Origin of the sequence: Streptomyces luteolifulvus, assembly GCF_008806595.1 — a bacterium.
In the GTDB taxonomy this organism is placed as follows: Bacteria; Actinomycetota; Actinomycetes; order Streptomycetales; family Streptomycetaceae; genus Streptomyces; species Streptomyces luteolifulvus.
Map to the genome: position 1 here is coordinate 32,849 of NZ_VZRB01000041.1, position 25,600 is coordinate 58,448.

30 protein-coding genes and 2 pseudogenes are annotated in these 25,600 nt (G+C 70.9%); 17 read left to right on the forward strand and 15 right to left on the reverse strand.

The genetic code is table 11. The features are described 5' to 3' along the window. Positions 1-190 precede the first annotated feature (190 nt). Positions 191-943 carry a TnsA-like heteromeric transposase endonuclease subunit gene (locus F7R91_RS35820; protein WP_150956966.1) on the reverse strand — a complete coding sequence of 251 codons (753 nt, stop codon included), beginning with the start codon at positions 941-943 and terminating at the stop codon, positions 191-193. 196 nt (positions 944-1,139) lie between these two features. Here F7R91_RS35820 and F7R91_RS35825 point away from each other — a divergent pair, with 196 nt between their 5' ends. Then, complete coding sequence (locus F7R91_RS35825) at positions 1,140-1,790, forward strand: PadR family transcriptional regulator (RefSeq protein WP_150956969.1); 651 nt, start codon at positions 1,140-1,142, stop codon at positions 1,788-1,790. Between the two features lie 62 nt (positions 1,791-1,852). On the opposite strand, the gene F7R91_RS35830 is transcribed toward F7R91_RS35825, so the two are convergent. After that, the gene (locus tag F7R91_RS35830) at positions 1,853-2,281 is read right to left on the reverse strand and encodes a type II toxin-antitoxin system Rv0910 family toxin (protein WP_150956971.1); all 429 of its coding nucleotides are present in this window, start codon (positions 2,279-2,281) and stop codon (positions 1,853-1,855) included. Between the two features lie 211 nt (positions 2,282-2,492). Between F7R91_RS35830 and F7R91_RS35835 the strand changes: the two genes are divergently transcribed. Further along, positions 2,493-3,038 carry a Clp protease N-terminal domain-containing protein gene (locus tag F7R91_RS35835; RefSeq protein WP_150956974.1) on the forward strand — a complete coding sequence of 182 codons (546 nt, stop codon included), beginning with the start codon at positions 2,493-2,495 and terminating at the stop codon, positions 3,036-3,038. A 31-nt stretch (positions 3,039-3,069) separates the two neighbouring features. Then, positions 3,070-4,089 (forward strand): EamA family transporter, encoded by a 1,020-nt coding sequence (locus tag F7R91_RS35840; RefSeq protein ID WP_150956977.1) that lies wholly within the window; start codon positions 3,070-3,072, stop codon positions 4,087-4,089. Between the two features lie 104 nt (positions 4,090-4,193). Here F7R91_RS35840 and F7R91_RS35845 read toward each other — a convergent pair. Beyond that, a pseudogene (locus F7R91_RS35845) lies at positions 4,194-4,453 on the reverse strand (FMN-binding negative transcriptional regulator); the annotation flags it as partial. Further along, entirely contained in the window at positions 4,453-5,136 is a 684-nt protein-coding gene (locus F7R91_RS35850) for a pyridoxamine 5'-phosphate oxidase family protein (RefSeq protein ID WP_150956980.1), read from the reverse strand. The pseudogene F7R91_RS35845 and the gene F7R91_RS35850, both read right to left, overlap by 1 nt. Positions 5,137-5,171: 35 nt before the next feature. On the opposite strand from F7R91_RS35850, the gene F7R91_RS35855 reads away from it, so the two are divergent. Next, positions 5,172-6,503 carry an aminotransferase class I/II-fold pyridoxal phosphate-dependent enzyme gene (locus tag F7R91_RS35855; RefSeq protein WP_150956982.1) on the forward strand — a complete coding sequence of 444 codons (1,332 nt, stop codon included), beginning with the start codon at positions 5,172-5,174 and terminating at the stop codon, positions 6,501-6,503. A gap of 67 nt (positions 6,504-6,570) precedes the next feature. Here the strand turns inward: F7R91_RS35855 and F7R91_RS35860 are convergent, their stop codons facing one another. Continuing rightward, entirely contained in the window at positions 6,571-7,515 is a 945-nt protein-coding gene (locus tag F7R91_RS35860) for a DMT family transporter (RefSeq protein ID WP_150956985.1), read from the reverse strand. A 75-nt stretch (positions 7,516-7,590) separates the two neighbouring features. On the opposite strand from F7R91_RS35860, the gene F7R91_RS35865 reads away from it, so the two are divergent. Next, positions 7,591-8,493, forward strand: coding sequence for a LysR family transcriptional regulator (locus F7R91_RS35865; RefSeq protein ID WP_150956988.1), 903 nt, complete (start codon positions 7,591-7,593; stop codon positions 8,491-8,493). A gap of 12 nt (positions 8,494-8,505) precedes the next feature. Here F7R91_RS35865 and F7R91_RS35870 read toward each other — a convergent pair whose 3' ends face one another. Further along, positions 8,506-8,973, reverse strand: a complete 468-nt coding sequence (locus tag F7R91_RS35870; protein WP_150956989.1) for a pyridoxamine 5'-phosphate oxidase family protein — start codon at positions 8,971-8,973, stop codon at positions 8,506-8,508. Positions 8,974-9,115: 142 nt separating this feature from the next. Between F7R91_RS35870 and F7R91_RS35875 the strand changes: the two genes are divergently transcribed. Continuing rightward, the gene (locus F7R91_RS35875; protein ID WP_150956992.1) at positions 9,116-9,766 is read left to right on the forward strand and encodes a cysteine hydrolase family protein; all 651 of its coding nucleotides are present in this window, start codon (positions 9,116-9,118) and stop codon (positions 9,764-9,766) included. A 3-nt stretch (positions 9,767-9,769) separates the two neighbouring features. Here the strand turns inward: F7R91_RS35875 and F7R91_RS35880 are convergent, their stop codons facing one another. Further along, the gene (locus F7R91_RS35880; RefSeq protein ID WP_150956995.1) at positions 9,770-10,183 is read right to left on the reverse strand and encodes a Rieske (2Fe-2S) protein; all 414 of its coding nucleotides are present in this window, start codon (positions 10,181-10,183) and stop codon (positions 9,770-9,772) included. Between the two features lie 132 nt (positions 10,184-10,315). On the opposite strand from F7R91_RS35880, the gene F7R91_RS35885 reads away from it, so the two are divergent. The 7 genes from F7R91_RS35885 (at position 10,316) to F7R91_RS35915 (ending at position 16,330) form a co-directional block, all read left to right on the forward strand. After that, positions 10,316-11,071 (forward strand): HipA family kinase, encoded by a 756-nt coding sequence (locus F7R91_RS35885; protein ID WP_150956998.1) that lies wholly within the window; start codon positions 10,316-10,318, stop codon positions 11,069-11,071. Continuing rightward, positions 11,068-11,451 (forward strand): DUF3037 domain-containing protein, encoded by a 384-nt coding sequence (locus F7R91_RS35890; protein ID WP_150957001.1) that lies wholly within the window; start codon positions 11,068-11,070, stop codon positions 11,449-11,451. Before F7R91_RS35885 ends, F7R91_RS35890 begins: the two co-directional genes overlap by 4 nt. A 125-nt stretch (positions 11,452-11,576) precedes the next feature. Continuing rightward, entirely contained in the window at positions 11,577-12,338 is a 762-nt protein-coding gene (gene fabG, locus F7R91_RS35895; protein WP_150957005.1) for a 3-oxoacyl-ACP reductase FabG, read from the forward strand. An 18-nt stretch (positions 12,339-12,356) separates the two neighbouring features. After that, positions 12,357-13,118 (forward strand): SDR family oxidoreductase, encoded by a 762-nt coding sequence (locus F7R91_RS35900; RefSeq protein ID WP_150957008.1) that lies wholly within the window; start codon positions 12,357-12,359, stop codon positions 13,116-13,118. Positions 13,119-13,319: 201 nt separating this feature from the next. Beyond that, on the forward strand, positions 13,320-14,903 hold the full coding sequence (locus F7R91_RS35905) for an ABC transporter substrate-binding protein (protein ID WP_150957011.1): 1,584 nt from the start codon (positions 13,320-13,322) through the stop codon (positions 14,901-14,903). A gap of 91 nt (positions 14,904-14,994) precedes the next feature. Further along, positions 14,995-15,678, forward strand: coding sequence for a uracil-DNA glycosylase (gene ung, locus F7R91_RS35910; protein WP_150957014.1), 684 nt, complete (start codon positions 14,995-14,997; stop codon positions 15,676-15,678). Between the two features lie 115 nt (positions 15,679-15,793). Beyond that, a complete protein-coding gene (locus F7R91_RS35915) occupies positions 15,794-16,330 on the forward strand; it encodes a hypothetical protein (protein WP_150957017.1) in 537 nt (178 codons plus the stop codon). Positions 16,331-16,878: 548 nt separating this feature from the next. Here F7R91_RS35915 and F7R91_RS35920 read toward each other — a convergent pair. Continuing rightward, on the reverse strand, positions 16,879-17,367 hold the full coding sequence (locus F7R91_RS35920) for a hypothetical protein (RefSeq protein ID WP_150957020.1): 489 nt from the start codon (positions 17,365-17,367) through the stop codon (positions 16,879-16,881). Positions 17,368-17,442: 75 nt separating this feature from the next. Further along, on the reverse strand, positions 17,443-17,955 hold the full coding sequence (locus F7R91_RS35925) for a DinB family protein (RefSeq protein WP_150957023.1): 513 nt from the start codon (positions 17,953-17,955) through the stop codon (positions 17,443-17,445). Positions 17,956-18,023: 68 nt separating this feature from the next. Between F7R91_RS35925 and F7R91_RS35930 the strand changes: the two are divergent. Further along, positions 18,024-18,438 (forward strand): annotated as a pseudogene (locus F7R91_RS35930) (monooxygenase); the annotation flags it as partial. Between the two features lie 10 nt (positions 18,439-18,448). Next, positions 18,449-19,354 carry a Gfo/Idh/MocA family protein gene (locus F7R91_RS35935; protein WP_150957026.1) on the forward strand — a complete coding sequence of 302 codons (906 nt, stop codon included), beginning with the start codon at positions 18,449-18,451 and terminating at the stop codon, positions 19,352-19,354. Here F7R91_RS35935 and lnt read toward each other — a convergent pair. Continuing rightward, on the reverse strand, positions 19,278-20,798 hold the full coding sequence (lnt, locus tag F7R91_RS35940; RefSeq protein ID WP_225320989.1) for an apolipoprotein N-acyltransferase: 1,521 nt from the start codon (positions 20,796-20,798) through the stop codon (positions 19,278-19,280). The two genes, F7R91_RS35935 and lnt, sit on opposite strands and share 77 nt — an antisense overlap. Positions 20,799-20,972: 174 nt before the next feature. Further along, on the reverse strand, positions 20,973-21,458 hold the full coding sequence (locus tag F7R91_RS35945; protein WP_150957032.1) for a nuclear transport factor 2 family protein: 486 nt from the start codon (positions 21,456-21,458) through the stop codon (positions 20,973-20,975). A gap of 50 nt (positions 21,459-21,508) precedes the next feature. On the opposite strand from F7R91_RS35945, the gene F7R91_RS35950 reads away from it, so the two are divergent. Further along, the gene (locus F7R91_RS35950; protein WP_408056094.1) at positions 21,509-21,835 is read left to right on the forward strand and encodes a hypothetical protein; all 327 of its coding nucleotides are present in this window, start codon (positions 21,509-21,511) and stop codon (positions 21,833-21,835) included. Between the two features lie 9 nt (positions 21,836-21,844). Here F7R91_RS35950 and F7R91_RS35955 read toward each other — a convergent pair whose 3' ends face one another. The 4 genes from F7R91_RS35955 to F7R91_RS35970 form a co-directional block, all read right to left on the reverse strand. Then, complete coding sequence (locus F7R91_RS35955) at positions 21,845-22,414, reverse strand: chloramphenicol phosphotransferase CPT family protein (RefSeq protein ID WP_150957035.1); 570 nt, start codon at positions 22,412-22,414, stop codon at positions 21,845-21,847. A 33-nt stretch (positions 22,415-22,447) separates the two neighbouring features. After that, positions 22,448-22,627 carry a hypothetical protein gene (locus F7R91_RS35960; RefSeq protein ID WP_150957038.1) on the reverse strand — a complete coding sequence of 60 codons (180 nt, stop codon included), beginning with the start codon at positions 22,625-22,627 and terminating at the stop codon, positions 22,448-22,450. Positions 22,628-22,719: 92 nt separating this feature from the next. After that, positions 22,720-23,595, reverse strand: a complete 876-nt coding sequence (locus tag F7R91_RS35965; protein WP_150957041.1) for an undecaprenyl-diphosphate phosphatase — start codon at positions 23,593-23,595, stop codon at positions 22,720-22,722. 158 nt (positions 23,596-23,753) lie between these two features. Next, positions 23,754-24,224, reverse strand: a complete 471-nt coding sequence (locus F7R91_RS35970; protein WP_150957044.1) for a winged helix-turn-helix transcriptional regulator — start codon at positions 24,222-24,224, stop codon at positions 23,754-23,756. A 204-nt stretch (positions 24,225-24,428) separates the two neighbouring features. Between F7R91_RS35970 and F7R91_RS35975 the strand changes: the two genes are divergently transcribed. Then, the gene (locus F7R91_RS35975; RefSeq protein ID WP_150957047.1) at positions 24,429-25,598 is read left to right on the forward strand and encodes a thiolase family protein; all 1,170 of its coding nucleotides are present in this window, start codon (positions 24,429-24,431) and stop codon (positions 25,596-25,598) included. Positions 25,599-25,600: the final 2 nt, after the last annotated feature.

Below are 25,600 nucleotides of genomic sequence, written 5' to 3' on the forward strand. Positions count from 1 at the left end.
GCTCGCTCGCGCTGGGCCAGCGAACAGCGCTTCGGATCGAACTCCGGCCGCGGCTTGGTCCCTTCCGGGGCATCCGGCGGCAGACCGTGCAAAACCTCCAGGATGTGCCCTTCCCACCAGCGGGCCTGTTCAGCGGCAGCTTCGGGGAACTCCGCGATCCGGGAGGCCGGCGGCACCCGCCTCTTCCCCGTCACCGGCCGACTCCGCCGGCCACGTGCACGATCGTGCGCGGCCCCAGCAACTCGGCCGTCATGTCCGCGGCGGTCATCTCCTGAATCCAGAGGAGGTGGAACAGCACGGGCAGCGTCGACAGCCGGTCCCCGGCCGTATCCGCCCCCACCATCAGCGGCCTCGGGATCGCGAAGACCTCCCGGAGCCGGGCCGCGACCAGGTCGTGCAGACACCGCGGGTGCCGGTAGCGCGACAGCCACCGGACATTCGCGAGCAGCACCGCGTCAGGTGCCCCCAGCCGCTCGAACCTCCACCCGGCCTGGGCGCAGAGCAGGCGCGTCACCTCGAACGCTTCGGCGTCCCTCGGCTCGATCCGCCCGTCCGCACGGACATCGACGACGACCGCCGAGCCGTCCGCGTGGCGCACGAAGTAGTCCGGGGCATGGCGACGCTCCCGCTCGCCGTCATGCCAGTGCAGCCAGAACGGCTGTGAGCCAATTCCCACCACGCTCGGGTCGAAGTCCATCAGCAGCAGCCGGTCCCGCTCCAGCCACGACTCGAAGCCGACATGCCGCCCGGTCGTGGCCGCCCAGTACCAGCCCGGGAAGTGACGCTCACCGCGCGACCAGCGAAACGTGCGCACCGGAGCGACATCTTCGAACCGGCCCGTCACACAGTCCCGCAGCGGACACCGACGGAGTCCGTGCACCGCGTCCACGTACGACAACTCGACGCATGGCCCCGCGTGGTCCACCCCAGCCGGTACAGCCATCCAGCACCCCCAGCGCCCTCAGTCGCGCGACTAGGTTCGCTGAGACAGAAGCCCGGACGACTCGGTTCGTTGAGAAAACGACTCGATTGAGTGAGACGGGACATCGGGTCCTCGAAGAAGGGGATTGTCATCCGAACAGTTCCGATATATCGTTGACGCATCGCGACAGATCAACGATGGGAATGGAGTGAGGGCGATGCGTACTCACGGATACGAGCGTGGACATGGACGTCGACAGGGCGGTCCGGGCCGGCGTGACCGGGACGGCTTCGACGGACGGCGTGCGGCCTTCGGGCCTTTCGGGCCGGGTGGCCCCGGCGGTCCCGGTGGTCCCGGCTTCGGCTTCGGCGGGCCGGGCTTCGGTCCCGGGCCCTGGGGTCACCGGGGGCGTGGCGGACCCAGGGGGAGGGCACGGCGAGGCGACGTACGCGCCTCGATCCTGGCCCTGCTCAAGGACCGGCCCATGCACGGTTACGAGATGATCCAGGAGATCGCCGAGCGCAGCGGCGGGGCGTGGAAGCCCAGCCCCGGCTCGGTGTACCCCACCCTCCAGCTGCTGGAGGACGAGGGACTGATCACCAGTGAGACCGAGGGCGGCAAGAAGCTGTTCTCGCTCACCGAGTCCGGCCGCGCGGCGGCCGAAGGGGGTCCGGACGCGCCGTGGGAGGAAGCCTCTCGTGGCGTCGACTGGGAGGCCCTCGGCGAGATCCGGCAGGCCGGCTTCGGTCTGATGGAGGCCTTCGGTCAGGTCTGGAAGACGGGCAACAAGGAGCAGCGGGAGAAGGCGCTGGCCGTCATCAACGAGGCCCGCAAGAAGCTGTATCTGATCCTCGCCGACGAGGACTGACGGACGCCGGGCGCCCCGTGGAGTGACCCGCGGGGCGCCTTCGCGTGCGGGGCGAGGTGGAGTCAGGACACCAGTGTGCCCAGCTTCCGCAGCGACTCGTTCAGGGCGGCGGTCGCCGAATCCTTGAGCCTCCCCGCCATCAGCGAGACGGCGGCACCCGTGAACTCGCCGTCGATACGGACCGCCGTGCCGTCGCCGTCCGGAGTGAGCGTGTAGCGCGTGGCGACGGTCACGGCCATCGGGCCCTTGCCGCGGATGGCGAGCACCCGGGCCGGCTCCAGCTCCGCGATGGTCCACTCGACCTCGGCCGGGAAGCCCATGAGCTTCATGTTCTCCTGGAAGGTCCCGCCCACGACGAGCGTCTCGGGTCCGCCCTTGGGGAAGCTGGTGTGGGTCGCGTTCCACTCCCCGTACGCGGACCAGTCCGTGAGCTGCGCCCAGACCTTCTCCGCGGGTGCCTGAAGGCGTGCCTCCGCGCTGACTTCGGCCATGCGACCACCTCTTCGAGTCGGGCTCCGGTGTCGCGGAACGTAGCCGCGGGGCCTGAAACATTCAATACTGATGAACCGTCAGGAAGAGTGGAGATGGCTTGATGTCCTCCGTGAGGAGGAGATTTCAGCCACCGCAGTCCACTCTGCGTGGGACGCGAACATGGTTCCCTCCGAGGATGACCGGATCCGCGGAGGCTGATGGGGTAGGGGTGTGCAACCCCGTATCCCCCGGCAGTCGGCCGAGGAACAGGACGGCCGGCGCTCGGAACAGCGCGACCACGACGAGAACGATCCAGGACTCAGCGCGGAGCTGGCAGCGGTACTCTGCGGCGCCCGCCGGCGTGCGGTCAGGGACGGGGATCGGCAGATCGATTCGGCCCATCTGCTGCACTCGCTGCTGGAGTCCGACCCCGAGGTGCGTGCCCTCTTCGACGGCGGACCGCACATGGCCCGTCTGCTCGGCTACCTCGTGCAGCGCAGCATCGGCTACGGGCTGCGCTGGCAGGGCACGGTCGAGGACTCGGGTGCCGTACCCGCGGTGACGGAGCCCGCGGGTTTCTCGCCCCTGGCCGCGGGCGCACTGGAGTACGCCTGCGCACGCGCCGCGCTCCGGGGCGGTGAACCGGCCCGGGGAGTCGACCTCCTCGCCGCGATCGTCGTGGACCGCCAGGCGCGGGCCGTCGAGGTCCTCACCCGTGCCGGGATCGACGCCGGGGAACTGTCCGCCCTGATCGACGTGCTGCCGTCCAGCCGGTGAGACAGGTGCCATCGGGGGTGACGGTCATGTCATGGCCTGTCATCATGGGTCGGTGCATACGTCTGACAGCAGCCGGGGTCACCGCGGCAGGGGCGTCGGGCTCGGCCTCGCCCTGGGATCCGCGCTCGCCTTCGGCGGATCCGGTGTCGCGGCCAAGCCACTGATCGAAGCGGGGCTCGACCCGCTCCACGTGGTGTGGCTGCGGGTGGCGGGCGCCGCCCTGGTGATGCTGCCGGTCGCCGTGCGCCATCGTGCGCTGCTGCGCAGCCGTCCCGCACTGCTCGCCGGGTTCGGACTGCTCGCCGTCGCCGGTGTCCAGGCCTGCTACTTCGCCGCGATCTCCCGGATCCCCGTCGGGGTCGCCCTGCTCGTCGAGTATCTGGCGCCCGCCCTGGTGCTCGGCTGGGTGCGGTTCGTACAACGGCGGCCGGTGACCCGTGCCGCCGCGCTCGGTGTGGTCCTCGCGGCCGGCGGACTCGCCTGTGTCGTCGAGGTCTGGTCCGGGCTGAGCTTCGACGCCCTCGGCCTGCTGCTCGCGCTCGGTGCCGCCTGCTGCCAGGTCGGGTACTTCGTTCTGGCCGATCAGGGCAGCGACTCCGGTGACCGGGCCCCCGACCCGCTCGGGGTCATCGCCTACGGCCTGCTGGTCGGGGCCGTGGTGCTGACCGCCGTCGCCCGCCCCTGGCACATGGACTGGTCCGTGCTCGCGGACACGGCGTCCATGGACGGCGCCCCCGTCGCGGCCGGTCTGCTGCTGGCCTGGATCGTGCTGATCGCCACGGTCCTCGCCTATGTCACCGGCGTGCTCGCGGTGCGCCGGCTCTCGCCGCAGGTCGCCGGAGTCGTGGCGTGTCTCGAAGCGGTCATCGCCACCGTTCTCGCCTGGATCCTGCTCGGCGAACACCTCCATGCGCCGCAGATCATCGGCGGTCTGGTGGTGCTGGTGGGCGCGTTCATCGCACAGTCGTCGGCACCTGCCAAGGGCTCCGCCGAACCGGTGGCCGGCGGTGGCACGGAGCGGGAGCTGTCGGCGCGCGGGTCCGCCGCGTAGGGCCTGTCCGGCCCGCCACGGCAGAGGCGGGAGGTTCACGGCACAGGCGGGAGGTTCTACGCCCCGCGCCTGCGCAGCAGGTGTTCGCGCGCCGCCGTGTCGCGCGGGCCGGGGACGCACACATGGTCGTCGACGACGTTCAGCACGACGTCCGGGTTCGCCTCCAGGGCGTGCCACAGGGGTTGGGGCGGGCGAGATGCGTGACGGCCTCGCCGCGTTCGGTGTCGTAAGCGATGTGCAGTGGCCGGACATGGGGCGGTTCGCCCGGCTGGCCGTTGACGGCGAGCTGCCCGAAGTCGCGGTCGGCCGGCCACCGCTGCCACTTGGTGTCGTCGCCGGCTGCGTCCCAGGGATGGATCAGCATCACAGTGCCTTGAGGTAGGCGGGGACCTCTGTGCCGGCGGCCAGGTCGGCGTCGGCGAGCGGGGTCTCGTAGCCCTTGCGCAGCGGGACGACGCCGGCCCAGTGAGGGAGGGTGAGGTCCTCCGGCTCATCGTTGACGCCGCCGGTGCGGAGCTTGGCGGAGACCTCGTCGAGGTCGAGGCGGATCACCGCGGTGGCCGCGAGCTCCTTCTTGTTGGCCGGCCGGGAGTCGCGGGACCGGCCCGGTACGACGTGGTCGACCAGGGCGTCCAGGGCCACCCCCTTCTCCTCGGGGTCCGTGACGTCGTGGGCGATGCCGTGCACGACCACGGACCGGTAGTTGATCGAGTGGTGGAAGGCCGAGCGGGCCAGGATCAGCGCGTCGACATGCGTGACCGTCAGGCACACGGGCAGCCCGGGGCCGGCCTGTCCGGTCATCCGCAGCGGGCGCGAGCCCGTCGAGCCGTGCACATAGAGCCGGTTGCCGACCCGGCCGAAGAGGGTGGGCAGCACCACCGGGGTGCCGTCGCGGACGAAGCCCAGGTGGCAGACGTACGCCTCGTCGAGTATCGCGTGCACCAGGTCCTTGTCGTACGACGCCCTGTCCGCGGAGCGTGTGGGGACGGTGCGGTCGGTCGGCGTGTAGGCGGCTTGCTGCGACGTCGGCGGCTGGGTCCCCTGCATTGCGCTCTCCATTGCACTAGTTCATAATCTTTTTTGTGCTAGGAGGATATCGGATCGAAGGGCGACGCGCAGCTGAGATCGCCGCGAGCGTCGAGCGTGCGGTGGGGGCCGGTGAGCTGGAGCCCGGTCAACTACTGCCGCCCATGCGGGAGTTGGCGACCGATCTGGGTGTGAATCCCAATACCGTCGCTGCCGCGTACCGCACCTTGCGCGAGCGCGGGGTGATCGAGACCGCCGGGCGCCGGGGCAGCAGGGTGCGGCCCAAGCCGGCCACCACGGGGCGCGACCACATCCGGGTGGACGTGCCCGAGGGCGTGCGTGACGTGTCCGACGGCAATCCCGATCCGGCGCTGCTGCCGTCGCTGGTGGGGGCGTTCGCGGCCGCCGCCGAGCAGGGCGACCGGGAGCCCGTGCTGTACGGGGACGCCCCGGTGGAACCGGAGCTGGCGCGCCGTGCGCGAGGGGGGATGGACGCCGACGGGGTGCCGGACGGGCCGCTGGCCGTCGCCTCGGGCTCGCTCGACGCGATCGAGCGCGTGCTCACGGCTCACCTCAAGCCGGGGGACACCGTCGCCGTCGAGGATCCGGGGTGGGGCAGCCTGCTCGATCTCGTCCCGGCGCTCGGGCTGCGCACGGCACCCGTGGGTGTCGACGACGAGGGGCCGCTTCCCGACGACGTCCGCCGGGCCCTCGATGCGGGGGCCCGGGCCCTGATCGTCACCGACCGTGCGCAGAACCCGACGGGCGCCGCGGTGAGCGCCACGCGTGCGCGTGCGCTGCGCTCCGTCGTCGGGGCTCGCCCCGAAACCCTGCTGATCGAGGACGACCACGGCCATGGAATCGTCGATCAGCCCGTGCATCCGCTGGCCGGCGGCACCCGCAGCTGGGCGTTCGTGCGCTCGGTCGCCAAGGCCTACGGGCCCGACCTGCGGCTCGCCGTGCTCACCGGTGACGCCGTCACCCTCGACCGTGTCCGCGGACGGCAGCGGCTCGGGCCGGGCTGGGTGAGCCGGCTGGTGCAGCGGGCCGTGGTGCGGCTGTGGGCCGACGGCGCCCTGGACACACCGGCGGTGGCGGACGCGTACCGCAGGCGCCGGGACCTGCTGATCGGGGCGCTCGCGGAACGCGGCGTCGAGGCGCACGGGCGCAGCGGCCTGAACGTCTGGATTCCCGTGCCGGACGAGACCGGAGCGGTAGCCCGCCTCCTGCACGCCGGCTGGGCCGTCGCGCCCGGCGCCCGCTTCCGGATGAGTGCCCCGCCCGGAATCAGGATCACCGTCTCCACCCTGACCCCCGAAGAGGTCGCCCCGCTGTCCGACGCGATCACCTCGGCGGTGGGCCCGTCGCCGGTCCGGAGCTACGTCTGACGGGGCGCTTCGGCCGGGCGGTACCCACGACCCTGCCCGCTCCCGCCCAACTCCGGCCCCTCCGGCGCTACGGCGTGGCCCACCGCTTCGGGCGGGCCTGTGTCAGGGCCGCCCCCGCCAGGATGATGGCCGCGCCGACCGGGGTCGACCACGTCAGTGGTTCGCCGAGGATCGCGACGCCCGCTGCGGTGGCGATGACCGGGATGAAGTACGTGACCATCTGTGCCGTCGTCGGGCCTACCTCGGCGACGATGCCGTACTGAAGGAGCATGGCAAGGCCCGTGCCCAGCGCGCCCAGTGCCACGACCGCGAGCAGTGGCAGGACCGGGAAGCGGGCAGGCAGGTCGGTGAACAGCGGGGTGATGACGGCCAGTTGCAGCGTGGCGAGCAGCAGCTGTGCGCCGGTCAGGGACAGATGCGAGTGACCCGTGCCGGCCAGGGTGCGGCGGACGTAGATCCAGCCGATCGGATAGCTGAGCGACGCGAGCAGCGCCATCGCCGTGCCCGTGGCGTCCAGGCCGGCGAAGCCCTCCCAGGCGCCGAGGACGGTCAGGACACCGAGGAAGCCGATGCCGAGCCCGGCGACCCGCAGCCGCGTCGGCCGGTCCTCGGAGAGGGCGACCAGCGACAGGGCCATGCCCCACAGCGGCGAGGTCGCGTTGCAGATGCCCGCGAGCGTCGAGGGGATCGTCAGCTCCGAGTACGCGAACAGCGAGAAGGGCAGGGCGTTGAGCAGGAACGCGGCGACCGCCAGATGACCCCAGACGCGCGCGCCGCGCGGCAGCCGCTCACGCTTCACCGCCATCGCGGCCCCGAGCACCGCCGTACCGAACACCAGTCGCCCGAGGGTGACCTGGAAGGGGGCGTAGCCGTCGGTGCCCACCTTGATGAGCAGAAAGCTGAAGCCCCAGATCAGCGAGAGGGCGGCGAAGCGCAGACGCCAGTCGAGGGCGGGGCGGGGCCGGGAGTCGGGGAGGACCGGGGTGCGGGTGGGGGCCGTGGCGGAGCTCATGCGGACCACGATGCGGGAGAAACACCTCGTAGCACAATCGAGATTTCGCCCCACATATCTCGTAGCATTGCTTACATGTTGAACCTGGAGCGCCTGCGCACCCTCGACGCCCTGGCCCGGCACGGCTCGGTCAGTGGTGCGGCCGAGGGACTGCACATCACGACGTCCGCCGTCTCGCAGCAGATGTCCAAGCTGGAGCGCGAGGTGGGGCAGCAGCTGCTCGCCAAGAACGGACGGGGCGTACGGCTCACCGACGCGGGCCGGCTGCTCGCCGAGCACGCGGCGCGCATCCTCTCGCAGGTAGAGCTCGCCCAGTCGGATCTGGAGGCACAGCGCGGACAGGTCGTCGGCGAGCTGAGACTGTCGGCGTTCCCGACCGCCGCCCGCGGACTGTTCCCCACCGCGCTCGCCGCCCTGCGCGCCGAGCACCCCGCGCTGCGGCTGCGCTCGAGCGAGCTGGAGCCGGAGTCCGGGATCAGGGGAGTGGTCCGCGGAGACCTCGACCTGGCCGTGGTGCTCGACTGGTACAACAAGCCGATGCCCCTGCCCGACGGCCTGGTCAAGGCGCCGATCCTGGACGACCCCGCGGATGTGGCGATGCCGGCCGCCCATCGGCTCGCCGGCCGGGACGAGGTGGATCTCGCCGAGTTCGCCGAGGACGAGTGGATCACCTGGGGAGAGGGCGAGTTCTGCCATGAGTGGCTGATGTTCACGCTGCGCTCCCGGGGCATCGAGCCGATCGTCGGCCATCGCGCCGCCGAGACGCACACCCAGCTCGGACTGGTCGCCGCGGGACTCGGCGTGTGCATCGTGCCGCTGCTGGGCCGCCATCCGATGCCCGCCGGCGTCGTCACCGTCCCGCTGACACAGCGGGTGCGCAGGCATGTCTACGTCATCTGGCGTGCGGACGCCGACCGCCGCCCGTCGATCCGGGCGGCGGTCCGGTCCCTGCAGGCCGCGGCGGAGAAACTCGGCTGACCCCGGACCGGCCTACACCGAACCCAGCTTCCGGAAGTCCCAGGAGACGATCTTCTCGGGCGTCAGCCGAATCCAGGCGTGCCGGCCGTCGTGCGGCATCTCCTCCAGGCCGAAGTTCTTGCGGGCGAACAGGGTCTCCGGGACGTCGAGTTCCGCGCACAGCTCCCCGGTGCGCGGGGCCTCGCCCACGAACTCCACGGTCCCGGACAGCTCGACGCCGCGCAGGTCGTCGTACTCCTCGCCGCTGTCGACCACGATCGCCACCCGCGGGTCGCGCCGCAGGTCGGCCCAGCGCTTGCTGCGCACCACCGAGTACAGCCACAGCGAGACGCCGTCCCAGGCGAACCAGAGGGCGCTGACATGCGGCGCCCCGTCGGTCGACACGGTGGCCACCCGGCAGGTGCGCTGGCTGGTCAGGAACTCGTCCAGCTCGCCCGGCGTCATCATGATCTTTCGGCCCCGGCGCTGAGTGACGGTCATGCGGCCCCCTCTTCTCTTCTCCCACGTCGTGCCAGAGGAGAGATCCTCTGACATCACGTCAGAAAAGGATGAGTCGTCTTCCGTCCGAGCGCAATGGTGGCTAGTCTCGCCCGCTCCACACCCACGGCGACCAGGGGGGACCATGCCGTCGTACCAGCAGCTCAGCGACCTCCTCGACCCCGCGACCACGGTCGTGCTCACCGTCGAGTGCCAGCAGGGAGTCGTCGGCTCGGACAGTGCGCTGCCCGAACTCGCCGGACAGGCCCGCGCCTCGGGAGCCCTCGCCAACGTCGCCCGGCTGGTCGCCGCGGCCCACGAGAGCGGGGTCCAGGTGATCCACGCGATCGCCGAACGCCGCCCGGACGGCCGGGGAGCGAGCCGCAACGCCCGTCTGTTCCGCGCCGCCGAACGGCTGCCCGTACAGCAGCTGGCCGGTACCACGGCGGTCCGTGTGGCCGCCCCGATCGAGGTGGCCGAGGAGGACATCGTCGTACGGCGGCTGCACGGTCTGTCGCCCGTCCAGGGCACCGAGGTCGACGCCCTGCTGCGCAATCTGGGCTGCCGCACCCTGGTCGTGACGGGCGTCTCGGCCAATGTGGCGATCCCGGCCGCCGTCTTCGACGCCGTGAACCTCGGCTACACCGCCGTGGTGGCGACGGACGCCATCGCGGGGGTGCCCTCCGACTACACCCCCGCGATGATCCGCCACACGCTCGCCCTGGTGGCGACCCTCGCGACCACCGACGACCTGCTCGGCTGTCTGAAGCAGCCGCGCCGGACGGGACGTGCGTGACGCTCAGGCCAGCGTGATCTCGTCCCCGGACACCGAGACCTTGACCTCGGACAGCGGCTTCGTCGCGGGGTCGTGCTGCACGCTGCCGTCCTCGATGGAGAACTTGCTGCCGTGGCACGGGCAGATGATGCTGCCCTTGTCGACCTTGGTCACCGGACAGCCGGCGTGCGTGCACTTGAACGAGAAGGCTTTGAACCGGCCCGCGGCGGGCTGGGTGACCACGACGCCGGCGTCGTTGAAGATCTTGCCGCCGCCCTCGGGGATGTCAGAGGTCTTGGCGAGCGCCGTGCCGGACGAGGCGTCGGAGTCGTCAGAACCGCACGCCGTCAGCGCGACGGCGATCCCGGCCGCTCCCACCGCCGCCACGACGGTGCGGCGGCTCGGGCCTGCGGAGGGCTGAACCGATTCGCTGGTCATGCTGACGTCCTTCCCTGGGACATTCGTGATCCGAAGAGCAGTACGGCTTGCCGGGACGCGCTGTTCAGCCCGTGCGGAAGATACCGTGCGGCCGTGGCCGGACGACCATGAACGCCCCAGTAACCTGGGTCGATGCTCAAGGAAGTCACCGCGACCCGCTACATCACGCCCCTTAGGGAGGGCGGCTCGCTGCCCGGGCTCGTCGAGGCCGACGACTTCGCGGCGTACGTCATGAAGTTCACGGGTGCCGGGCAGGGCCGCAAGACGCTGGTGGCCGAGGTCGTCTGCGGCGAGCTGGCCCGACGTCTGGGCTTCCGGGTGCCCGGCCTGGTGACGATCGGCCTGGACCCGGTGCTGGGCCTCGGCGAACCCGACCAGGAGGTGCAGGAGCTGCTCAAGTCCAGCGGCGGCACCAACCTCGGCATGGACTTCCTGTCCGGCGCGCTCGGCTTCGATCCGCTCGCCTTCGAGGTGAGCCGCAAGGAGGCCGGGCGGATCGTCTGGTTCGACGCGCTGGTCAACAACGTCGACCGCTCCTGGCGCAACCCCAATCTGCTGATGTGGCGGGGCGAGGTGTGGCTCATCGATCACGGGGCGACCATGATCTGGCACCACAACTGGCCCGGCGTCGAGGCATCCGCGGCCCGCCCGTACGACATCTCCGACCATGCACTGCGGCCCTTCGCACCGGATGTCGCGGCGGCGGCCGCCACGCTCGCCCCGCTGGTCACCGAGGAACTCCTCGCCGAGGTCACCGCCCAGATCCCGGACGTCTGGCTGACGGACGAGCCCGGATTCGACACACCGGACGACCTCCGGCGGGCCTACGCGCGGCCGCTGCTCGCGCGTGCCGCCGTCATCCACGAACGTATCGAGGGGGGCAAATGAGCGAGCGGGACGTCTTCGAGTACGCCGTGCTGCGCGTCGTGCCCCGTGTGGAGCGCGGCGAGTGCATCAACGCGGGGGTGCTCGTGTACTGCCGGGCGAAGTCCTACGTCGGCGTGCGCACCCATCTCGACGAGAACAGGCTGCTGATGCTCGATCCGGAGGTGGACCTCGACGGCGTACGGGCCGCACTGCATGCCGTCGAGGGCGTGTGCACCGGCGGTGCCACCGCAGGTCAGGCCGGGCGCGACGACGCCGGGCGGCGCTTTCGCTGGCTGATCGCGCCCCGCTCGACGATCGTCCAGCCCGGCCCGGTGCACACCGGACTGACGGCCGATCCCGCGGCCGAGGCGGAGCGGCTGCTGGACCTGCTGGTGAGGTAATGGATCACACCCTGCTCGTGTGGCGTTGACACCGCGTGCCAGGGCTTCTAGCGTCACGTCTGCTGAAGGTACTAAGCGGTCGCTCACTAGATGGGCGTCCTTCTCGAGGGCGAGGAGAACCAGCAATGTCCACCACTGAGCAGCGGGTCGCCGTGGTCACCGGCGGAGCGCGGGGGATCGGCGCCGCCACCGCCGTACGGCTGGCCGCCGAGGGCCGGGCGGTCGCCGTGATCGACCTGGACGAGGCCGCGTGCAAGGACACCGTGGAGAAGATCACCGCGGCGGGCGGCACGGCCATCGCCGTCGGCGCGGACGTTTCGGACGAGGCGCAGGTCGAGGCCGCGATCGCGCGGGTCGCCGAGGAGCTCGGCGCACCGACCATCCTCGTCAACAACGCGGGCGTGCTGCGCGACAACCTGCTGTTCAAGATGAGCGTCTCCGACTGGGACACGGTCATGAACGTGCATCTGCGCGGCGCCTTCCTGATGGCGAAGGCCGTCCAGAAGCACATGGTCGACGCGGGCTTCGGCCGTATCGTCAACCTCTCCTCGTCCTCCGCCCTCGGCAACCGGGGCCAGGCCAACTACTCCGCCGCCAAGGCCGGTCTGCAGGGATTCACCAAGACCCTCGCCAAGGAACTCGGCAAGTTCGGCATCACCGCCAACGCCGTCGCCCCCGGTTTCATCGCCACCGACATGACCGCCGCCACCGCCGCCCGCGTCGGCATGGGCTTCGAGGAGTTCAAGGCCGCGGCAGCCACCCAGATCCCGGTGGCCCGCGTGGGCGAGCCGGACGACATCGCCAATGCCATCGCCTTCTTCACGGGCGAGGCGGCCGGCTTCGTCTCCGGCCAGGTGCTGTACGTCGCCGGCGGACCCCTCGACTAGGGCCGGAGGAACACGGACATGACTGCTCTTCCCGAACTCTCCGGCAAGGTCGCCCTCGTCACGGGCGCCAGCCGCGGCATCGGCTACGGAGTCGCCGAGGCGCTGGTCGCCCGCGGCGACCGGGTCTGCATCACCGGCCGCAACGAGGACGCCCTCAAGGAGGCCGTCGAGGCGCTCGGCGCCGACCGCGTCATCGGCGTGGCCGGCAAGGCCCATGACGAGGCCCACCAGGCCGTTGCCGTCGAGCGCACCATGGAGGCCTTCGGCCGCGTCGACTTCCTGGTCAACAACGCCGGTACGAACCCGGTGTTCGGCCCGATCGCCGACCTCGACCTGAATGTGGCACGGAAGGTCTTCGAGACCAACGTGGTCTCCGCGCTCGGCTTCGCCCAGCGGACCTGGCACGCCTGGCAGAAGGACAACGGCGGCGCGATCGTCAACATCGCCTCCGTCGCCGGCCTCTCCCCCTCGCCCTTCATCGGCGCGTACGGCATCAGCAAGGCCGCGATGATCAACCTGACCGTGCAGCTGGCGCACGAGTTCGCGCCCAAGGTGCGGGTCAACTCCATCGCCCCGGCCGTGGTGAAGACCAAGTTCGCGCAGGCCCTGTACGAGGGCCGGGAGGCGGAGGCCGCCGCGGCCTACCCGCTGGGCCGGCTCGGGGTGCCCTCCGACATCGGCGGCGCCGCCGCGTTCCTGACGTCGGACCAGTCCGACTGGATCACGGGCCAGACGCTCGTCGTCGACGGCGGCATCTTCCTGAACGCCGGCGTGGGCTGATCCCTGTCGGGTTCGTCACATTGACACGGGCGCACGTCGACGGAAACGGCGCCCGTGTCGATATAAAGCGGACGACAGGGAAATGACAACGTCGTCAAATAAACATCGATCAAGAAGGTCGTTCCCCAGGAGGTCCACAGGGCGTGGCGCTGCGGTATCGTCTGCCGACCCTTGTGGTATGGCAGATCGAGGAGCGTGCGCGTGTTCAACCGGAACCGATGCCTGCGGCAGTTGGCGGCCATCGCGTCCATATCATCCCTGGTGGCCGGTTGCGGCGTTCTGTCGTCCGATGCCTCCGACGACGAGGGACCGATCGTGGTGGGCACCACCAGCGCCCCCAGCACACTGGACCCGGCGGCTTCCTGGGACGGCTCCTGGGAGCTGTTCCGCAACGTCTACCAGACGCTGCTGGCCTACCCCAACGGCGCGACCACGCCCCAGCCCGACGCCGCCGAGAACTGCGCGTTCAGCGACAGCTCCAACACGACGTACCGCTGTGAGCTGCGTGAGGGACTGAAGTTCTCCAACGGCCACGCCCTGAACGCCGTGGCGGTGAAGTACTCGATCGACCGGATCAGGAAGATCAACCACCCGGCCGGTCCCGCCGGACTGCTGGGCAGCCTGGACCGTGTCCAGGTACTCGGGGACCGTGAGGTCGTCTTCCGCCTCAAGGAGGCCGACACCACGTTCCCGTTCGTGCTCGCCACCCCCGGCATGGCCATCGTCGACCCCGCCGACTACCCGGCCGGAGCCATCCGCGAGGACGGCCAGATCTCCGGCTCCGGGCCGTACCGCCTCGAGGCGTACGACGACGGCAAGAAGGCCGAGCTCGTCGCCAACAACCAGTACAAGGGCTTCGCCAAGCTCAGGAACGACGCGGTGACGATCCGCTACTTCCAGGACTCGGACGTCATGGTCAAGGCGCTGCGGGACAAGCAGATCGACCTGACCGACCGCGGCCTCGCCGCCGACGACGTCGTGGCCCTCCAGACGAAGAGCCGCAAGGAGGCCCTCCAGCTGATCGAGGGCTCCAGCACCGACATCAGCTACCTGGTGTTCAACCCGAAGGACGAGTGGGCGAACAAGATCGCGGTCCGCCGTGCGGTCGCCCAGATCATCGACCGGGGAGCGATCGCGCACAACGTGTACAAGGGCACTGTGGACCCGCTGTACTCCATGGTCCCGAAGGGGCTGACGGGCCACACCACCGGCTTCTTCGACGACTTCGGCGAGCCCAGCGTCTCCAAGGCCCAGAAGCTGCTCTCCGAGGCGGGCATCACCCAGCGTGTCCCGCTCACCTTCTGGTACACGACCGACCGCTACGGCTCCGACACGGCCAAGGAGTTCCAGGAGCTCAAGCGCCAGCTCGAGGACTCCGGCCTCTTCACGATCACCCTGAAGAGCCGTCCCTGGAAGACGTATGTCACCGGCTACCAGAAGGGCGAGTACCCGGTCTTCGGACGCGGCTGGTTCGCCGACTTCCCGGACGCCGACAACTTCATCACCCCCTTCGTGGGTGAGCAGAACGCGCTCGGTACGCCCTACCCGGCGAAGAAGATCGTCGACGATCTGCTGCCCCGCTCGCGCAGTGAGAGCGACCGTGCCAACGTGGTGAAGGAGTTCGAGGAGGCCCAGCAGATCCTCGTCGACGACGCCCGGCTGCTGCCGCTGTGGCAGGGCAGGCAGTACGTGGCGGCGAGCGAGGACATCTCGGGTGCCGAGCGGGCGCAGGACGCGTCGACGATCATGATGCTGGGGGAGCTGTACCGCAAGACCAGCTGGTAGAGCGCCGGTTGTCCCGTCCGCGGTCCGATTGTCAGTGGTCGCCTGTAGGTTCTGTGGCCTGGAAGTGACCGCACATCGTGAGGACGTTGACGTGACCGACATCGCCATGCTGCCCGAGTCCTGGCGCGGGGTTCTGGGCGACGAGCTCCAGCAGCCCTACTTCAAGGAGCTGACGGAGTTCGTCGAGGAGGAGCGGGCGAAAGGTCCCGTCTACCCGCCCCGCGAGGAGGTCTTCGCGGCGCTGGACGCGACGCCGTACGACAAGGTGAAGGTCCTGATCCTCGGTCAGGACCCCTACCACGGCGAGGGGCAGGGCCACGGCCTGTGCTTCTCGGTCCGTCCCGGGGTGAAGACCCCGCCGTCCCTGCGCAACATCTACAAGGAGCTGAAGGAGGAGCTCGGCCTGCCCGTCCCGGACAACGGCTGTCTGATGCCGTGGGCCGAGCAGGGCGTGCTCCTGCTCAACGCGGTGCTCACGGTCCGCGCCGGCGAGGCCAACTCGCACAAGGGCAGGGGCTGGGAGAAGTTCACCGACGCGGTGATCCGCGCGGTGGCCGACCGGCCCGACCCGGCGGTCTTCGTGCTGTGGGGCAACTACGCGCAGAAGAAGCTCCCGCTGATCGACGAGACGCGGCATGTCGTGGTGAAGGGCGCGCACCCCTCGCCGCTCTCGGCGAAGAAGTTCTTCGGCTCCCGCCCGTTCACGCAGATCAACGAGGCGGTGGCACAGCAGGGCCACGAGGCGATCGACTGGGCCGTCCCGAACCTGGGCTGACCTGCCCCTGGGCCGGCCCGGTGGCGGGCCCGGCCCAGCGCCGCGTCTCCGACAGGATCCGCCGGACAAGCCCTAACGTCGGACGGGACAACGGACGAGTTGCCCGGAGGACACCGTGGTGGAGCGACAGGAGCAGGCGGTGCCGGATGCCGTGCTGACGCGGATCGGGCAGGTCGTCATGCTGCATCACGCAGGGGACCGCGAGGAGGCCCGGCACCGCTTCCTCGGCCTGTGGGCGGAGATCGGCGAGGACGGCGACCCGCTGCACCGCTGCACCCTGGCGCACTACCTCGCCGACACGCATGAGGATCCCGCGGACGAACTCGCCTGGGACCTTCGGGCGCTGACGGCCGCCGCGGAGCTCACGGACGACCGGCTCGCCGAGCACGAGGGCGCGCCCGCCGTACGCGCCCTGTACCCCTCGCTGCATCTGAACCTGGCCGCCGACTATGTGAAGCTCGGCCGCGCCGAAGCCGCCCGCACCCATCTGCGCCGTGCCCGCGCCGCCGCAGAAGCCCTCGGCGACGACACCTACAGCGACGGCGTGCGCGCCGCGATCAGCCGCCTGGAGCTGCGACTCGGGGAGGGGGGCCGGGCGGACGGGGGCGCCGCGGACGGTGGAGGCTGGGGGCCACCGCGGCAGCGACCGTGAGGCGACGGCGTCAGGGCCTGCGCGCCGGCTGAACGGGCCCGCCTCGGCGACCGTACGGCGCTGTGCACACGGCCCACGGCCCGCCTCAGCGCCGCGCGCGGGCGGGTGCAGACGACCGCCTCCGCGCCCGTACGCCGACCTGAACACGACTGCCTCAGGGCCCGTCGGCGGCGTGAACGACCCGCCGTGGCGCCCGGTGTACACGACCCGCCTCAGCACCCGTACGCCGACCTGAACACGACCGCCTCAGGGCCTGTTGGCGGCGTGAACGACCCGCCTCCGGGCCCTGCGGCAGCGTGAACACGACCCGGCTCAGCGCCTGAAAGGCGGGTGCGCAAAGGACCGGCCGCAGCGCCCCGTACGGCGATGTGCACACGCCCGGCCTCTGCGGCCGTACGCCGGCGTGAGACACGACCCGGCTCAGCGCCCGAAAGGCGGGTGGACCGGCCCAGCGGCGGTACGGCGGTGTGCAAAACGCCCGGCCTCTGGGGACGTACCGGCGATGTGCACACGACCGCCTCAGCGACTAAAGGGCGGCGCGGACACGGTCAGCGCCCGTACGTCTGCGCGCAGATGACCGCCTCAGGGCTGCCCGGCCGCCAGCCGCCGTACTTTCTGCCGAGTGCGCAGACGTCCGACTGCTGCCGGCTCGTCCCGCGGGGCGACTCGCGTGTCCCGGTCTTGTCGGGGATCTCGGCGCGCAGCTGCGGCCGGCGGGATTCCGGGTGCGGCGGGCGTGGGTTCGGGTGCCTGCGTGGAGCCGGCCGCTCCTGCGCGGCGGGTGGGACCGGCGCCGGGCGGGCCGCCCCGGGTGCGGTCGCCTTCGGACGGCGGGACGGGCCGATGAGTTCCAGGGCCTCGCGGGCCGGGGCCTGTACGATCTGCGGCCCCGCCCGGCCGTCCGGGCGGGGCGCCGTCGGCTGGGACGGAGCCGACGGCTGGCCAAAAGCGGCCGGGCGGTGGACCGTCACACAGCCGCACAGGGCCGTCGCGGCCACGGTGACCAGGAGCGTTGCGGTGGTCGTCGTTCGATGCACCCGCGCAACTTTGCTGGGTCCCGCGGCCTTTGGGACAGCGGACAAGCGGAGGTTGCCCCACAAGAGTGATCTGCTTCAGTCCCCGGTGGCGCCGTCGATGCGCTCGCGGATCAGATCGGCGTGACCGTTGTGGCGGGCGTACTCCTCGATCATGTGCGTGTAGATCCAGCGCAGGCTGAAGGGCTCCTCGGTGAACCTGCTGCGGCCCTTGGAGAGGTCGTCCAGAGCGAAACCGGCCGCGTGCCGGCGGGCGATCTCGATCTCGGCCTGCCAGGTGGCGTGCGCCTGCGCCCAGGTGTCCGCCTCGGTCAGGTGGAACTCGCCGTCGCGGTCCTCCTCCGTGTGGTAAAGCGGCCCCGGGTCGTCGTCCGCCAGCACCTTGCGGAACCAGCCGCGCTCCACCTCCGCCATGTGCCGCACCAGCCCCATCAGCGTCAGTGCGGACGGCTCCACGGAGGCGGTCCTGAGCTGGGCGTCGGTCAGGCCCTCGCACTTCCGGGCGAGGGTCTGGCGGTGGTAGTCGAGCCAGCCCTCCAGCATGGTGCGTTCGTCGGCGTTCTGGGCGGGTTCACTGCGCTGTGTCGTCATGACCGCATCGTGGCCCCGTTCACCGGAGCGCACCACGCGTTTTCTCGCGCCGGGGCGCCCCGCTTCAGGGGCCGATCTGCGCGTACGCCGCCGCCGTCGCGCCCGCGGGGGAGCGCGCCGGACGCGCGGGCCGAACTCCTCCGCCGCTACGGCGACTGGCACGACCCGATCCCCGCCGTCCTCGCCGCCGCCCGCCCCGAGGACGTCCTGCGCCACGACGTCCTCGCCCACCACGCCGACGACCTGGCCGTCCACACGGCCGCCCGGCTCCCCCGTACGACGGCGATCGCCGGCCGGGCCGTCCAGGTCGCCCGCCTCAACATGACGGGCAACCGCGCGCCGATGGCCGTACGCGACACCGCGATCGCCGCCCTGTCGAAGGCCCGTCGCGCCCTCTTCCTGCGCGGATTCGAGCGGATCGCCTACTGGCGGCCCCCGCAGCAGCCGTATGCTTCCGGGGTGACCCCGGCAGGCAACCGGTAGAGGAGACCCCGTGAAGGTCGGCTGCATCGGACTCGGCGACATCGCGCAGAAGGCCTACCTCCCGGTCCTCGCCGTGCAGCCGGGCGTGGAACTGCACCTGCAGACCCGCACGCCCGCCACCCTCGCCCAGGTCGCGGACAGCCTTCACCTCCCCGGCGCACAGCGCCACGCCGACCTGGACGCGCTGCTCGCCCAGGACCTCGACGCCGCCTTCGTCCACGCGCCCACCGCCGCCCATCCGGACATCGTCACCCGCCTCCTGGAAGCGGGCGTACCCACGTACGTCGACAAGCCGCTCGCCTACGAACTCGCCGCCTCCGAGCGGCTGGTGGCGCTCGCCGAACAGCGCAACCTGAGTCTCGCGGTCGGCTTCAACCGGCGCTATGCGCCCGCCTACGCGCAGTGCGCCGACCATCCGCGAGAGCTGATCCTCATGCAGAAGAACCGGATCGGGCTGCCGGAGGAGCCGCGCTCGATGATCCTCGACGACTTCATCCATGTCGTCGACACACTGCGCTTCCTGGTGCCCGGTCCGGTCGACGACGTCACCGTGCGCGCCCGCGTGGAGGGCGGTCTGCTGCACCACGTCGTGCTTCAGCTCTCCGGCCACGGCTTCACCGCGCTCGGCGTGATGAACCGGCTCAGCGGTTCGGCCGAGGAGATCCTCGAGGTGTCCGGCCAGGACACCAAGCGGCAGGTGCTCAACCTCGCCGAGGTGATCGACCACAAGGGGCAGCCGACCGTGCGACGGCGCGGGGACTGGGTACCGGTGGCCCGGCAGCGCGGCATCGAGCAGGTTGTCCTCGCCTTCCTCGACGCCGTGCGCGCGGGCAAGGTGCTCAGCGCCCGGGACGCGCTGGCGACCCACGAACTGTGCGAGCGGGTGGTACGTGCGGTTCAGGAGCGGGCCGCCTGAACCGCAGGGTCCGTACGCCCTCCGCCGCGCACCAGCCGGCGATGATCAGCAGCGCCGCGTGCACCGGCCAGTCGCCGAACCGGACGTACGGGGTGATGCCGTGCGCCAGCGGGACCTCGTACACCTCGGCGGCGGACGCGTCCGTGCCGAGCCAGGGGCCGAGGCGCTGCCCGGCGGGTCCGTAGACCGCGGAGACCCCGGTCAGCGTCGCGTGTACGAAGGGGCGGCCGGTCTCTGCGGCCCGCAGCGCGGCGAGCGAGGCGTGCTGCTCGGGCGCCCAGCTGTGCTGGAACGTCGACGTCGAGGACTGGGCGATCAGTACGTCGGCGCCGTCGTCGGCGAGATGGCGGCTCATGTCGGGGAAAGCCGTCTCGAAGCAGACCATCGGGCCGACGGTCAGGCCGTTTCCGGCGTTCATGATCACCTGCTCGGTGCCGCGCATACGGTCCTCGCCCGCCGCCTTGCCGACGGAGGTCGCCCAGCCGAGCAGCGAGCGCGCCGGGACGTACTCACCGAAGGGGACCAGACGCATCTTGTCGTAGCGGCCGTGGGTGAGGCCGTCGGGGCCTATGAGCACCGAACTCTTGTAGATACCCGGTTTGTCGGAGCGCCGGGCGTCCACATTGACCAGGATGTCGGCCCCGGTCTCCCGGGAGAGCGCCCCGATCCGTTGCGCGAGGTCGGGGCGCCGGCCCAAGTCGAATCCGACGCTGCTCTCGCCCCACACGATCAGGTCCAGGTCCTGCCCGGCCAGCCGGCGGGTCAGCTGCTCCTCGCGGTCGAAGCGGCGGTCGCCGCTGGCGCTGCCGTCGACGATGCCCGGCTGTACGACCGCTATGCGGGTCTCGCCGTCCACGTCGGGGCGCGGCGACCACACCCAGGCCGCCGAGGCCGCGACGGCCGTGGCCACAAGGCCCGCGACGGCGGGTATCCGTGACGCGCGGACCGAGACGAGCACCGCCATCGCGATGTTGACCGCCACGACGAGGAAGCTGAGCAGCCACACCCCGCCGACCGAGGCGAGCCGCAGTGCCGGCTCCACCTGCCACTGGCTCGCGCCGAGCATGCCCCAGGGCCCGCCGAGCCCCTGCCAGGAACGGACCAGTTCGATCGCGAGCCAGGCCGACGGCAGGACGACAAGGGCGGCCGCGACCCGGCCCCCGGTGGGAGTGCCGGCCAGGAAACGGCGCACCAGCATGCCCCACGGTGCCCACAGCGCCCCGAGCAGCGCGGCGATCACGAACGTGAACACGTGCAGGCTGGGCAGCAGCCAGTGGTGCATCGCCAGCATGAAGCCGAAGCCGCCCCACCAGCCGTCGTACGCCGCCCGCTTCCAGGCCGGCGCGGAGCGGATGAGCGCGATCCAGGGGACCAGGGCGACGTAGGCGAACCACCACAGGGACGGGGCGGGGAAGGCGAGCACGGGCAGAGCGCCCGCCGCCACGGCGACGGCGGAACGCCGCCACCCGGAAGCGAGCCACCCGCCGTCGGCCGGGGCGGTCGTCGTGTGCCGCCGGGGTGAGGCGAGCCAGGTGCCGAAGGTCTTCACGGCAGTTCCCTACCCAGTGGGTCCTTCCAGTGTGCGTGCTGGGAGCGATCCCCGACAGGTGGAACCGGCTCAATCGATCACGGGAGCGGTGGGCCCGTCGGGCAGACGGCGCCACTTCTCCTGGACGACCACCTCGCGCAGCCGCCAGCCGTCGTCCGTCCGCAGCATTCTGAAGGCGTACCGGCCGCCGCACACGAAGTCCGGGGCGGCCGATCCGCCGTCCTCCTTGGCGAAGCGCATCGGATTGACGTAGTCGGCCCGTACCTCGGCCGTGTCGCCCGTGTCCTGCTCCAGGAGCCCGAAGCGGACCCGACGGTTGACGATCAGATGCTGCCGCATCGGAAACAGCCGCATGCTCTCCGCGAGCCATGCCGCGACATTCCCCGCATCGCCCGCGATGCCGCCGGCCGACCGGTAGTCCGCCCGCCCGTCCGGCGTGAACAGCCCCCGGTAGCCCTCCCAGTCGCCGTCGTCCACCGCCACCGCGTAGTCGGTGATCAGTCCGTCGACGGCCAGCCGGTCCATCACCGTCGCGAGCTCCACACGCTGAGTCATCGGCTCAGTGTTGGCCATGGGGCGTGCCGCGCCAAGGGGCAGGCCGCGAGATTCGGCTCTTTCTCGCGTACGGCCATCTCGGCCGCCGGGCATCGGCCCGCGCGCTGGCCGCCACCACGTTCCAGAGCGAGCAGGCGTTCGGCACCCTCGCCGGGCGACTGGTGGCCCTGGGACAGATCGAGCGCCGCCCGGGCGGCGGCCGGCGCATCGCGCACTACCTCACCCCGTCCGGCGAACAGGTCCTGGCAGCCGGGCACCGCATCGCCGACGAGGTCCTGAACACCTGCTTCGCGCCCCTCGGCGATGCCGAGCGCACCACCTTGCTTCGACTGTTGCGGCGGCTTACCGGGGGCGTGGACGCTGACGCTGACGCGTAGGGCGCAGGTTCAGCGGGCTGCTCGGAGTCGCTGGAAGGCGGTCGGCGTCGGTCTCGCCGGCAGGAAGTCCTTGATACGGCCTGCGCAGGCGCGGGGAGTGGAGCTGCCGGTGTCGCACTCGATGTCGTAGACACCGCGTGCATGCACCTGTGCCAGCTGGCGGGCGGCGAGGCCGGACGGCCGGTCGCCGCGCTCGCGTTCCCGGCGCTCCAGCTCCTCCAACGGGCAGTGCACGCCGACGAATACGACGTCCTGCGGCACGAACAGCGAGAGACAGTCCGTCAGCCGCCACTCGGCGCTCAGCACATGGTCCATGACGACGTTGTTGCCCGCGGCGGCCATGCCGGCGACAGCCCGGTGGTACCCCTGCCAGGTGCGGTGCAGGACGGTGTCGAGCCGGTCGGGCGGGATCTCGGCGCGGGAGCGCATCGCGTGGAACGCGTCGACGGGCATATGGAAGTACGGTTCGTCGAGGATCCGCAGCAGCTCGGCCGCGATGCTCGACTTGCCCGAACTGGACGTGCCGTTGAGGAAGATGACGAGTCCGCGGCGCGGCGGGACGCTGTCCAGATGCTCCATGTACTGGATCTTAAAGACGCTTGGGCCGGCGCTTCAGGCCGCCTCGATGACCTCTCCCCGGATCGCGGCCGCCCACTCGACCACCAACAGCTCGTACTCCGCGCGCTCCTTGGCGGTCAGGGAGCCGCCCGCGCGCAGCCAGAGGGCCCGGATCTGCTCGTTGACTTCGGCAGCAGACCGCACGGAACCAGGGGCAACGGAATGGGGGGACATGCGGACAAGCCTAGGGCCAACCACTGACAGCCCGCTACCGAACGGCTACTCATCCCGTATGGGCTTGGTCACGGAAAGGTGACGCCTGCGGATCAGCCCGCCGACTCCGCCGCGTGCGGGCTGAGTGCGCCCGTCACCACCAGGGCGATGATGACGATGCCGAGCGCGATGCGGTACCAGACGAACGGCATGAAGCTCTTGGTCGAGATGAACTTCATGAACCACGCGATGACGGCGTATCCGGACGCGAACGCGATCACGGTCGCGAACATCGTCGGCCCCCAGGACACATGGTCGCTCTCCATCGCGTCCTTGAGCTCGAAGACACCGGACGCGAGCACCGCAGGGATGGCGAGCAGGAAGGAGTAGCGGGCCGCGGACTCGCGCTTGTAGCCCATGAACAGGCCGCCGCTGATGGTGGCACCGGAGCGGGAGACGCCCGGGATGAGGGCGCACGCCTGGCAGAGGCCGTAGATCAGGCCGTCCTTCACACCCAGGTCTTCGAGGCTCTTGCGCTGCTTGGGCGCCCGGTGCTTGCCGCCCGTCTCGTCGCGCGCCGCGAGCCGGTCGGCGATGCCGATGACGATGCCCACGACGATCAGCATGGTCGCGGTGATCCGCAGATCGCGGAACGGTCCCTCGATCTGGTCCTTGAGCGTCACTCCGAGGACGCCGATGGGTATCGAGCCGACGATCACCAGCCAGCCCATCTGCGCGTCGTGGTCCGCGCGCATCTTCTTGTCGAACAGGGAGCGGGACCACGCCGAGATGATCCGCCCGATGTCCTTGCGGAAGTAGATCAGCACGGCGGTCTCCGTACCGATCTGGGTGATCGCAGTGAAGGCCGCCCCGGGGTCGTTCCAGCCCGCGAAAGCCGCGGTCAGCCGCAGATGAGCGCTGGAGGAGACGGGGAGGAACTCGGTCAGCCCCTGGACAAGTCCGAGGATGAGGGATTCGAACCAAGACATGAAGTTAAGGAGTCCAAGTGCTGATCGTGGAAGGGGCAACGGACGCGGCGATCCGCCGGGTTCGCTGCTCACGCGTGTAGGGGGGCAGCGTAGCGTCCCGGAGTGACAGGCCTTCCACAGGGGTTTCGCGAGCGGCGGGCGGCCGCGCCCTTCGCGTCCTACGCAGCTGTCGGCCCCGTCACACTCCAGCCCGGGATCTGCGGATGGGCCGTGAGGTCGTCGTGGTGCACGCCTGCGCCGCAGGCCTGGCAGGTGACGACCGGGAGCAGCTCGTTGCCGCAGGAGTGCTCGATCACCATGGGCCGGCCCTCGTCCCGGCGGAGATGGCGGTCGCCCCAGGCCATGAGGGTCAGCAGGACCGGCTCCAGTTCGAGGCCCGCCTGAGTGGGCCGGTACTCGAAGCGCTGCGGCCGCTCGCTGTAGGCGCGCTTCGTCAGGATGCCGGCATCGACGAGGCGGCGCAGCCGGGTGGCCAGGATGTCGCGCGGGGCGCCGATATTGCGCACCAGCTGGTCGAAGCGGCCGTTGCCGAGGCACGCCTCCCGCAGAACGAGTAGGGAGTACTTCTCGCCGACGAGCGCCAGGGCGTCGGCGATGGAGCAGGGGCGCGGGTCTTTGGTGGCGGCCATGAGCACAGTCTAGGAGCGCGGTCTGGAGCACGGTCCAGAGCGCAGACGAGCGCAGCAGGGACGAGTGCAGCGCAGACGAGAGCACAGCCAGGGAAGGGTTTGTTTTTCCAACCCATGGAGCTATGGTGAGTTTGGATTTCCTACTCGCCAGTAATGGTGTCACCGCCGGTAACGGTGTCACCAGCAATCGTGGAGGCCAGCGCCATGCGTGACGCAGTGATCGTCGAAGCCGTACGCACTCCCGTCGGGAAGGGCAAGCCAGGCGGCTCCCTCGCGCACGTCCATCCCGTCGAGCTCCTCGCCCACACCCTGCGCACCCTCGTCGACCGATCCGGGGTGGACCCGGCGCTGATCGACGACGTCATCGGCGGCACCGTCGACCAGGTCGGCGAGCAGGCCATGAACACCACCCGCTACGCCGTCCTGTCGGCCGGCTTCCCGGAGACGGTCCCCGCCACCACCGTGGACCGCCAGTGCGGCTCCTCCCAGCAGGCCGTGCACTTCGCCGCGCAGGGCGTCATCTCGGGCGCGTACGACCTCGTCGTCGCCTGCGGAGTCGAGTCCATGAGCCGGGTGCCGATGTGGTCGAACGTGCCGCCCGGCAAGGACCCCTTCGGCCCCGGAGTCGCCGAACGCTACCGGGAGGGCCTCGTCCCGCAGGGCATCAGCGCCGAGCTCATCGCCGCCAAGTGGTCGATCACGCGGGAGCAGATGGACACCTTCGCGGTCTCCTCGCACCACAAGGCCGCCGCGGCCTGGGAGGCCGGGCTGTTCGACGCGGAGGTGGCACCGCTGGACGGCGTCACCCGCGACGAGTGCGTACGGCCGTCCAGCACCACCGAGATCCTCGCCGGCCTCAAGCCCGCCTACCACGACCCCGGCTTCGCCGAGCGCTTCCCGCAGATCGAGTGGAACGTCACCGCGGGCAACGCCAGCCCCGTCAACGACGGGGCCTCCGCCGTGCTCATCACCTCCAGCGAGACCGCGGCCCGCCTCGGTCTGCGCCCGCTGGCCCGGCTGCACAGCTTCGCCGTCACCGGCTCCGACCCGCTCCTCATGCTCACCGGCGTCGTCCCGGCCACCGAGAAGGTCCTGCGCCGGGCGTCCCTGACACTCGGCGACATCGACCTCTTCGAGGTCAACGAGGCGTTCTCCAGTGTGGTCCTGGCCTGGCAGCAGGAGACCGGCGCGGACCTCGCCAAGGTCAACGTCCACGGCGGCGCGATCGCCATCGGCCACCCGCTCGGCGCGAGCGGCACCCGTCTGACGACCACCCTCGTCCACGCGATGCGCAAGCGCGGCGCCCGCTACGCCCTCCAGACGATGTGCGAGGCGGGCGGACTGGCCAACGCGATGATCCTGGAGTCGGTGTAACC

Bases quoted from the DNA above. Each gene is read 5' to 3' on its own strand.
- F7R91_RS35820 (WP_150956966.1), bottom strand. From the start codon at position 943: ATGGCTGTACCGGCTGGGGTGGACCACGCGGGGCCATGCGTCGAGTTG.
- F7R91_RS35825 (WP_150956969.1), top strand. From the start codon at position 1,140: ATGCGTACTCACGGATACGAGCGTGGACATGGACGTCGACAGGGCGGT.
- F7R91_RS35830 (WP_150956971.1), bottom strand. From the start codon at position 2,281: ATGGCCGAAGTCAGCGCGGAGGCACGCCTTCAGGCACCCGCGGAGAAG.
- F7R91_RS35840 (WP_150956977.1), top strand. From the start codon at position 3,070: ATGGCCTGTCATCATGGGTCGGTGCATACGTCTGACAGCAGCCGGGGT.
- F7R91_RS35850 (WP_150956980.1), bottom strand. From the start codon at position 5,136: ATGCAGGGGACCCAGCCGCCGACGTCGCAGCAAGCCGCCTACACGCCG.
- F7R91_RS35860 (WP_150956985.1), bottom strand. From the start codon at position 7,515: ATGAGCTCCGCCACGGCCCCCACCCGCACCCCGGTCCTCCCCGACTCC.
- F7R91_RS35865 (WP_150956988.1), top strand. From the start codon at position 7,591: ATGTTGAACCTGGAGCGCCTGCGCACCCTCGACGCCCTGGCCCGGCAC.
- F7R91_RS35870 (WP_150956989.1), bottom strand. From the start codon at position 8,973: ATGACCGTCACTCAGCGCCGGGGCCGAAAGATCATGATGACGCCGGGC.
- F7R91_RS35875 (WP_150956992.1), top strand. From the start codon at position 9,116: ATGCCGTCGTACCAGCAGCTCAGCGACCTCCTCGACCCCGCGACCACG.
- F7R91_RS35880 (WP_150956995.1), bottom strand. From the start codon at position 10,183: ATGACCAGCGAATCGGTTCAGCCCTCCGCAGGCCCGAGCCGCCGCACC.
- F7R91_RS35885 (WP_150956998.1), top strand. From the start codon at position 10,316: ATGCTCAAGGAAGTCACCGCGACCCGCTACATCACGCCCCTTAGGGAG.
- F7R91_RS35890 (WP_150957001.1), top strand. From the start codon at position 11,068: ATGAGCGAGCGGGACGTCTTCGAGTACGCCGTGCTGCGCGTCGTGCCC.
- fabG (WP_150957005.1), top strand. From the start codon at position 11,577: ATGTCCACCACTGAGCAGCGGGTCGCCGTGGTCACCGGCGGAGCGCGG.
- F7R91_RS35900 (WP_150957008.1), top strand. From the start codon at position 12,357: ATGACTGCTCTTCCCGAACTCTCCGGCAAGGTCGCCCTCGTCACGGGC.
- F7R91_RS35925 (WP_150957023.1), bottom strand. From the start codon at position 17,955: ATGACGACACAGCGCAGTGAACCCGCCCAGAACGCCGACGAACGCACC.
- F7R91_RS35945 (WP_150957032.1), bottom strand. From the start codon at position 21,458: ATGACTCAGCGTGTGGAGCTCGCGACGGTGATGGACCGGCTGGCCGTC.
- F7R91_RS35955 (WP_150957035.1), bottom strand. From the start codon at position 22,414: ATGGAGCATCTGGACAGCGTCCCGCCGCGCCGCGGACTCGTCATCTTC.
- F7R91_RS35960 (WP_150957038.1), bottom strand. From the start codon at position 22,627: ATGTCCCCCCATTCCGTTGCCCCTGGTTCCGTGCGGTCTGCTGCCGAA.
- F7R91_RS35965 (WP_150957041.1), bottom strand. From the start codon at position 23,595: ATGTCTTGGTTCGAATCCCTCATCCTCGGACTTGTCCAGGGGCTGACC.
- F7R91_RS35970 (WP_150957044.1), bottom strand. From the start codon at position 24,224: ATGGCCGCCACCAAAGACCCGCGCCCCTGCTCCATCGCCGACGCCCTG.
- F7R91_RS35975 (WP_150957047.1), top strand. From the start codon at position 24,429: ATGCGTGACGCAGTGATCGTCGAAGCCGTACGCACTCCCGTCGGGAAG.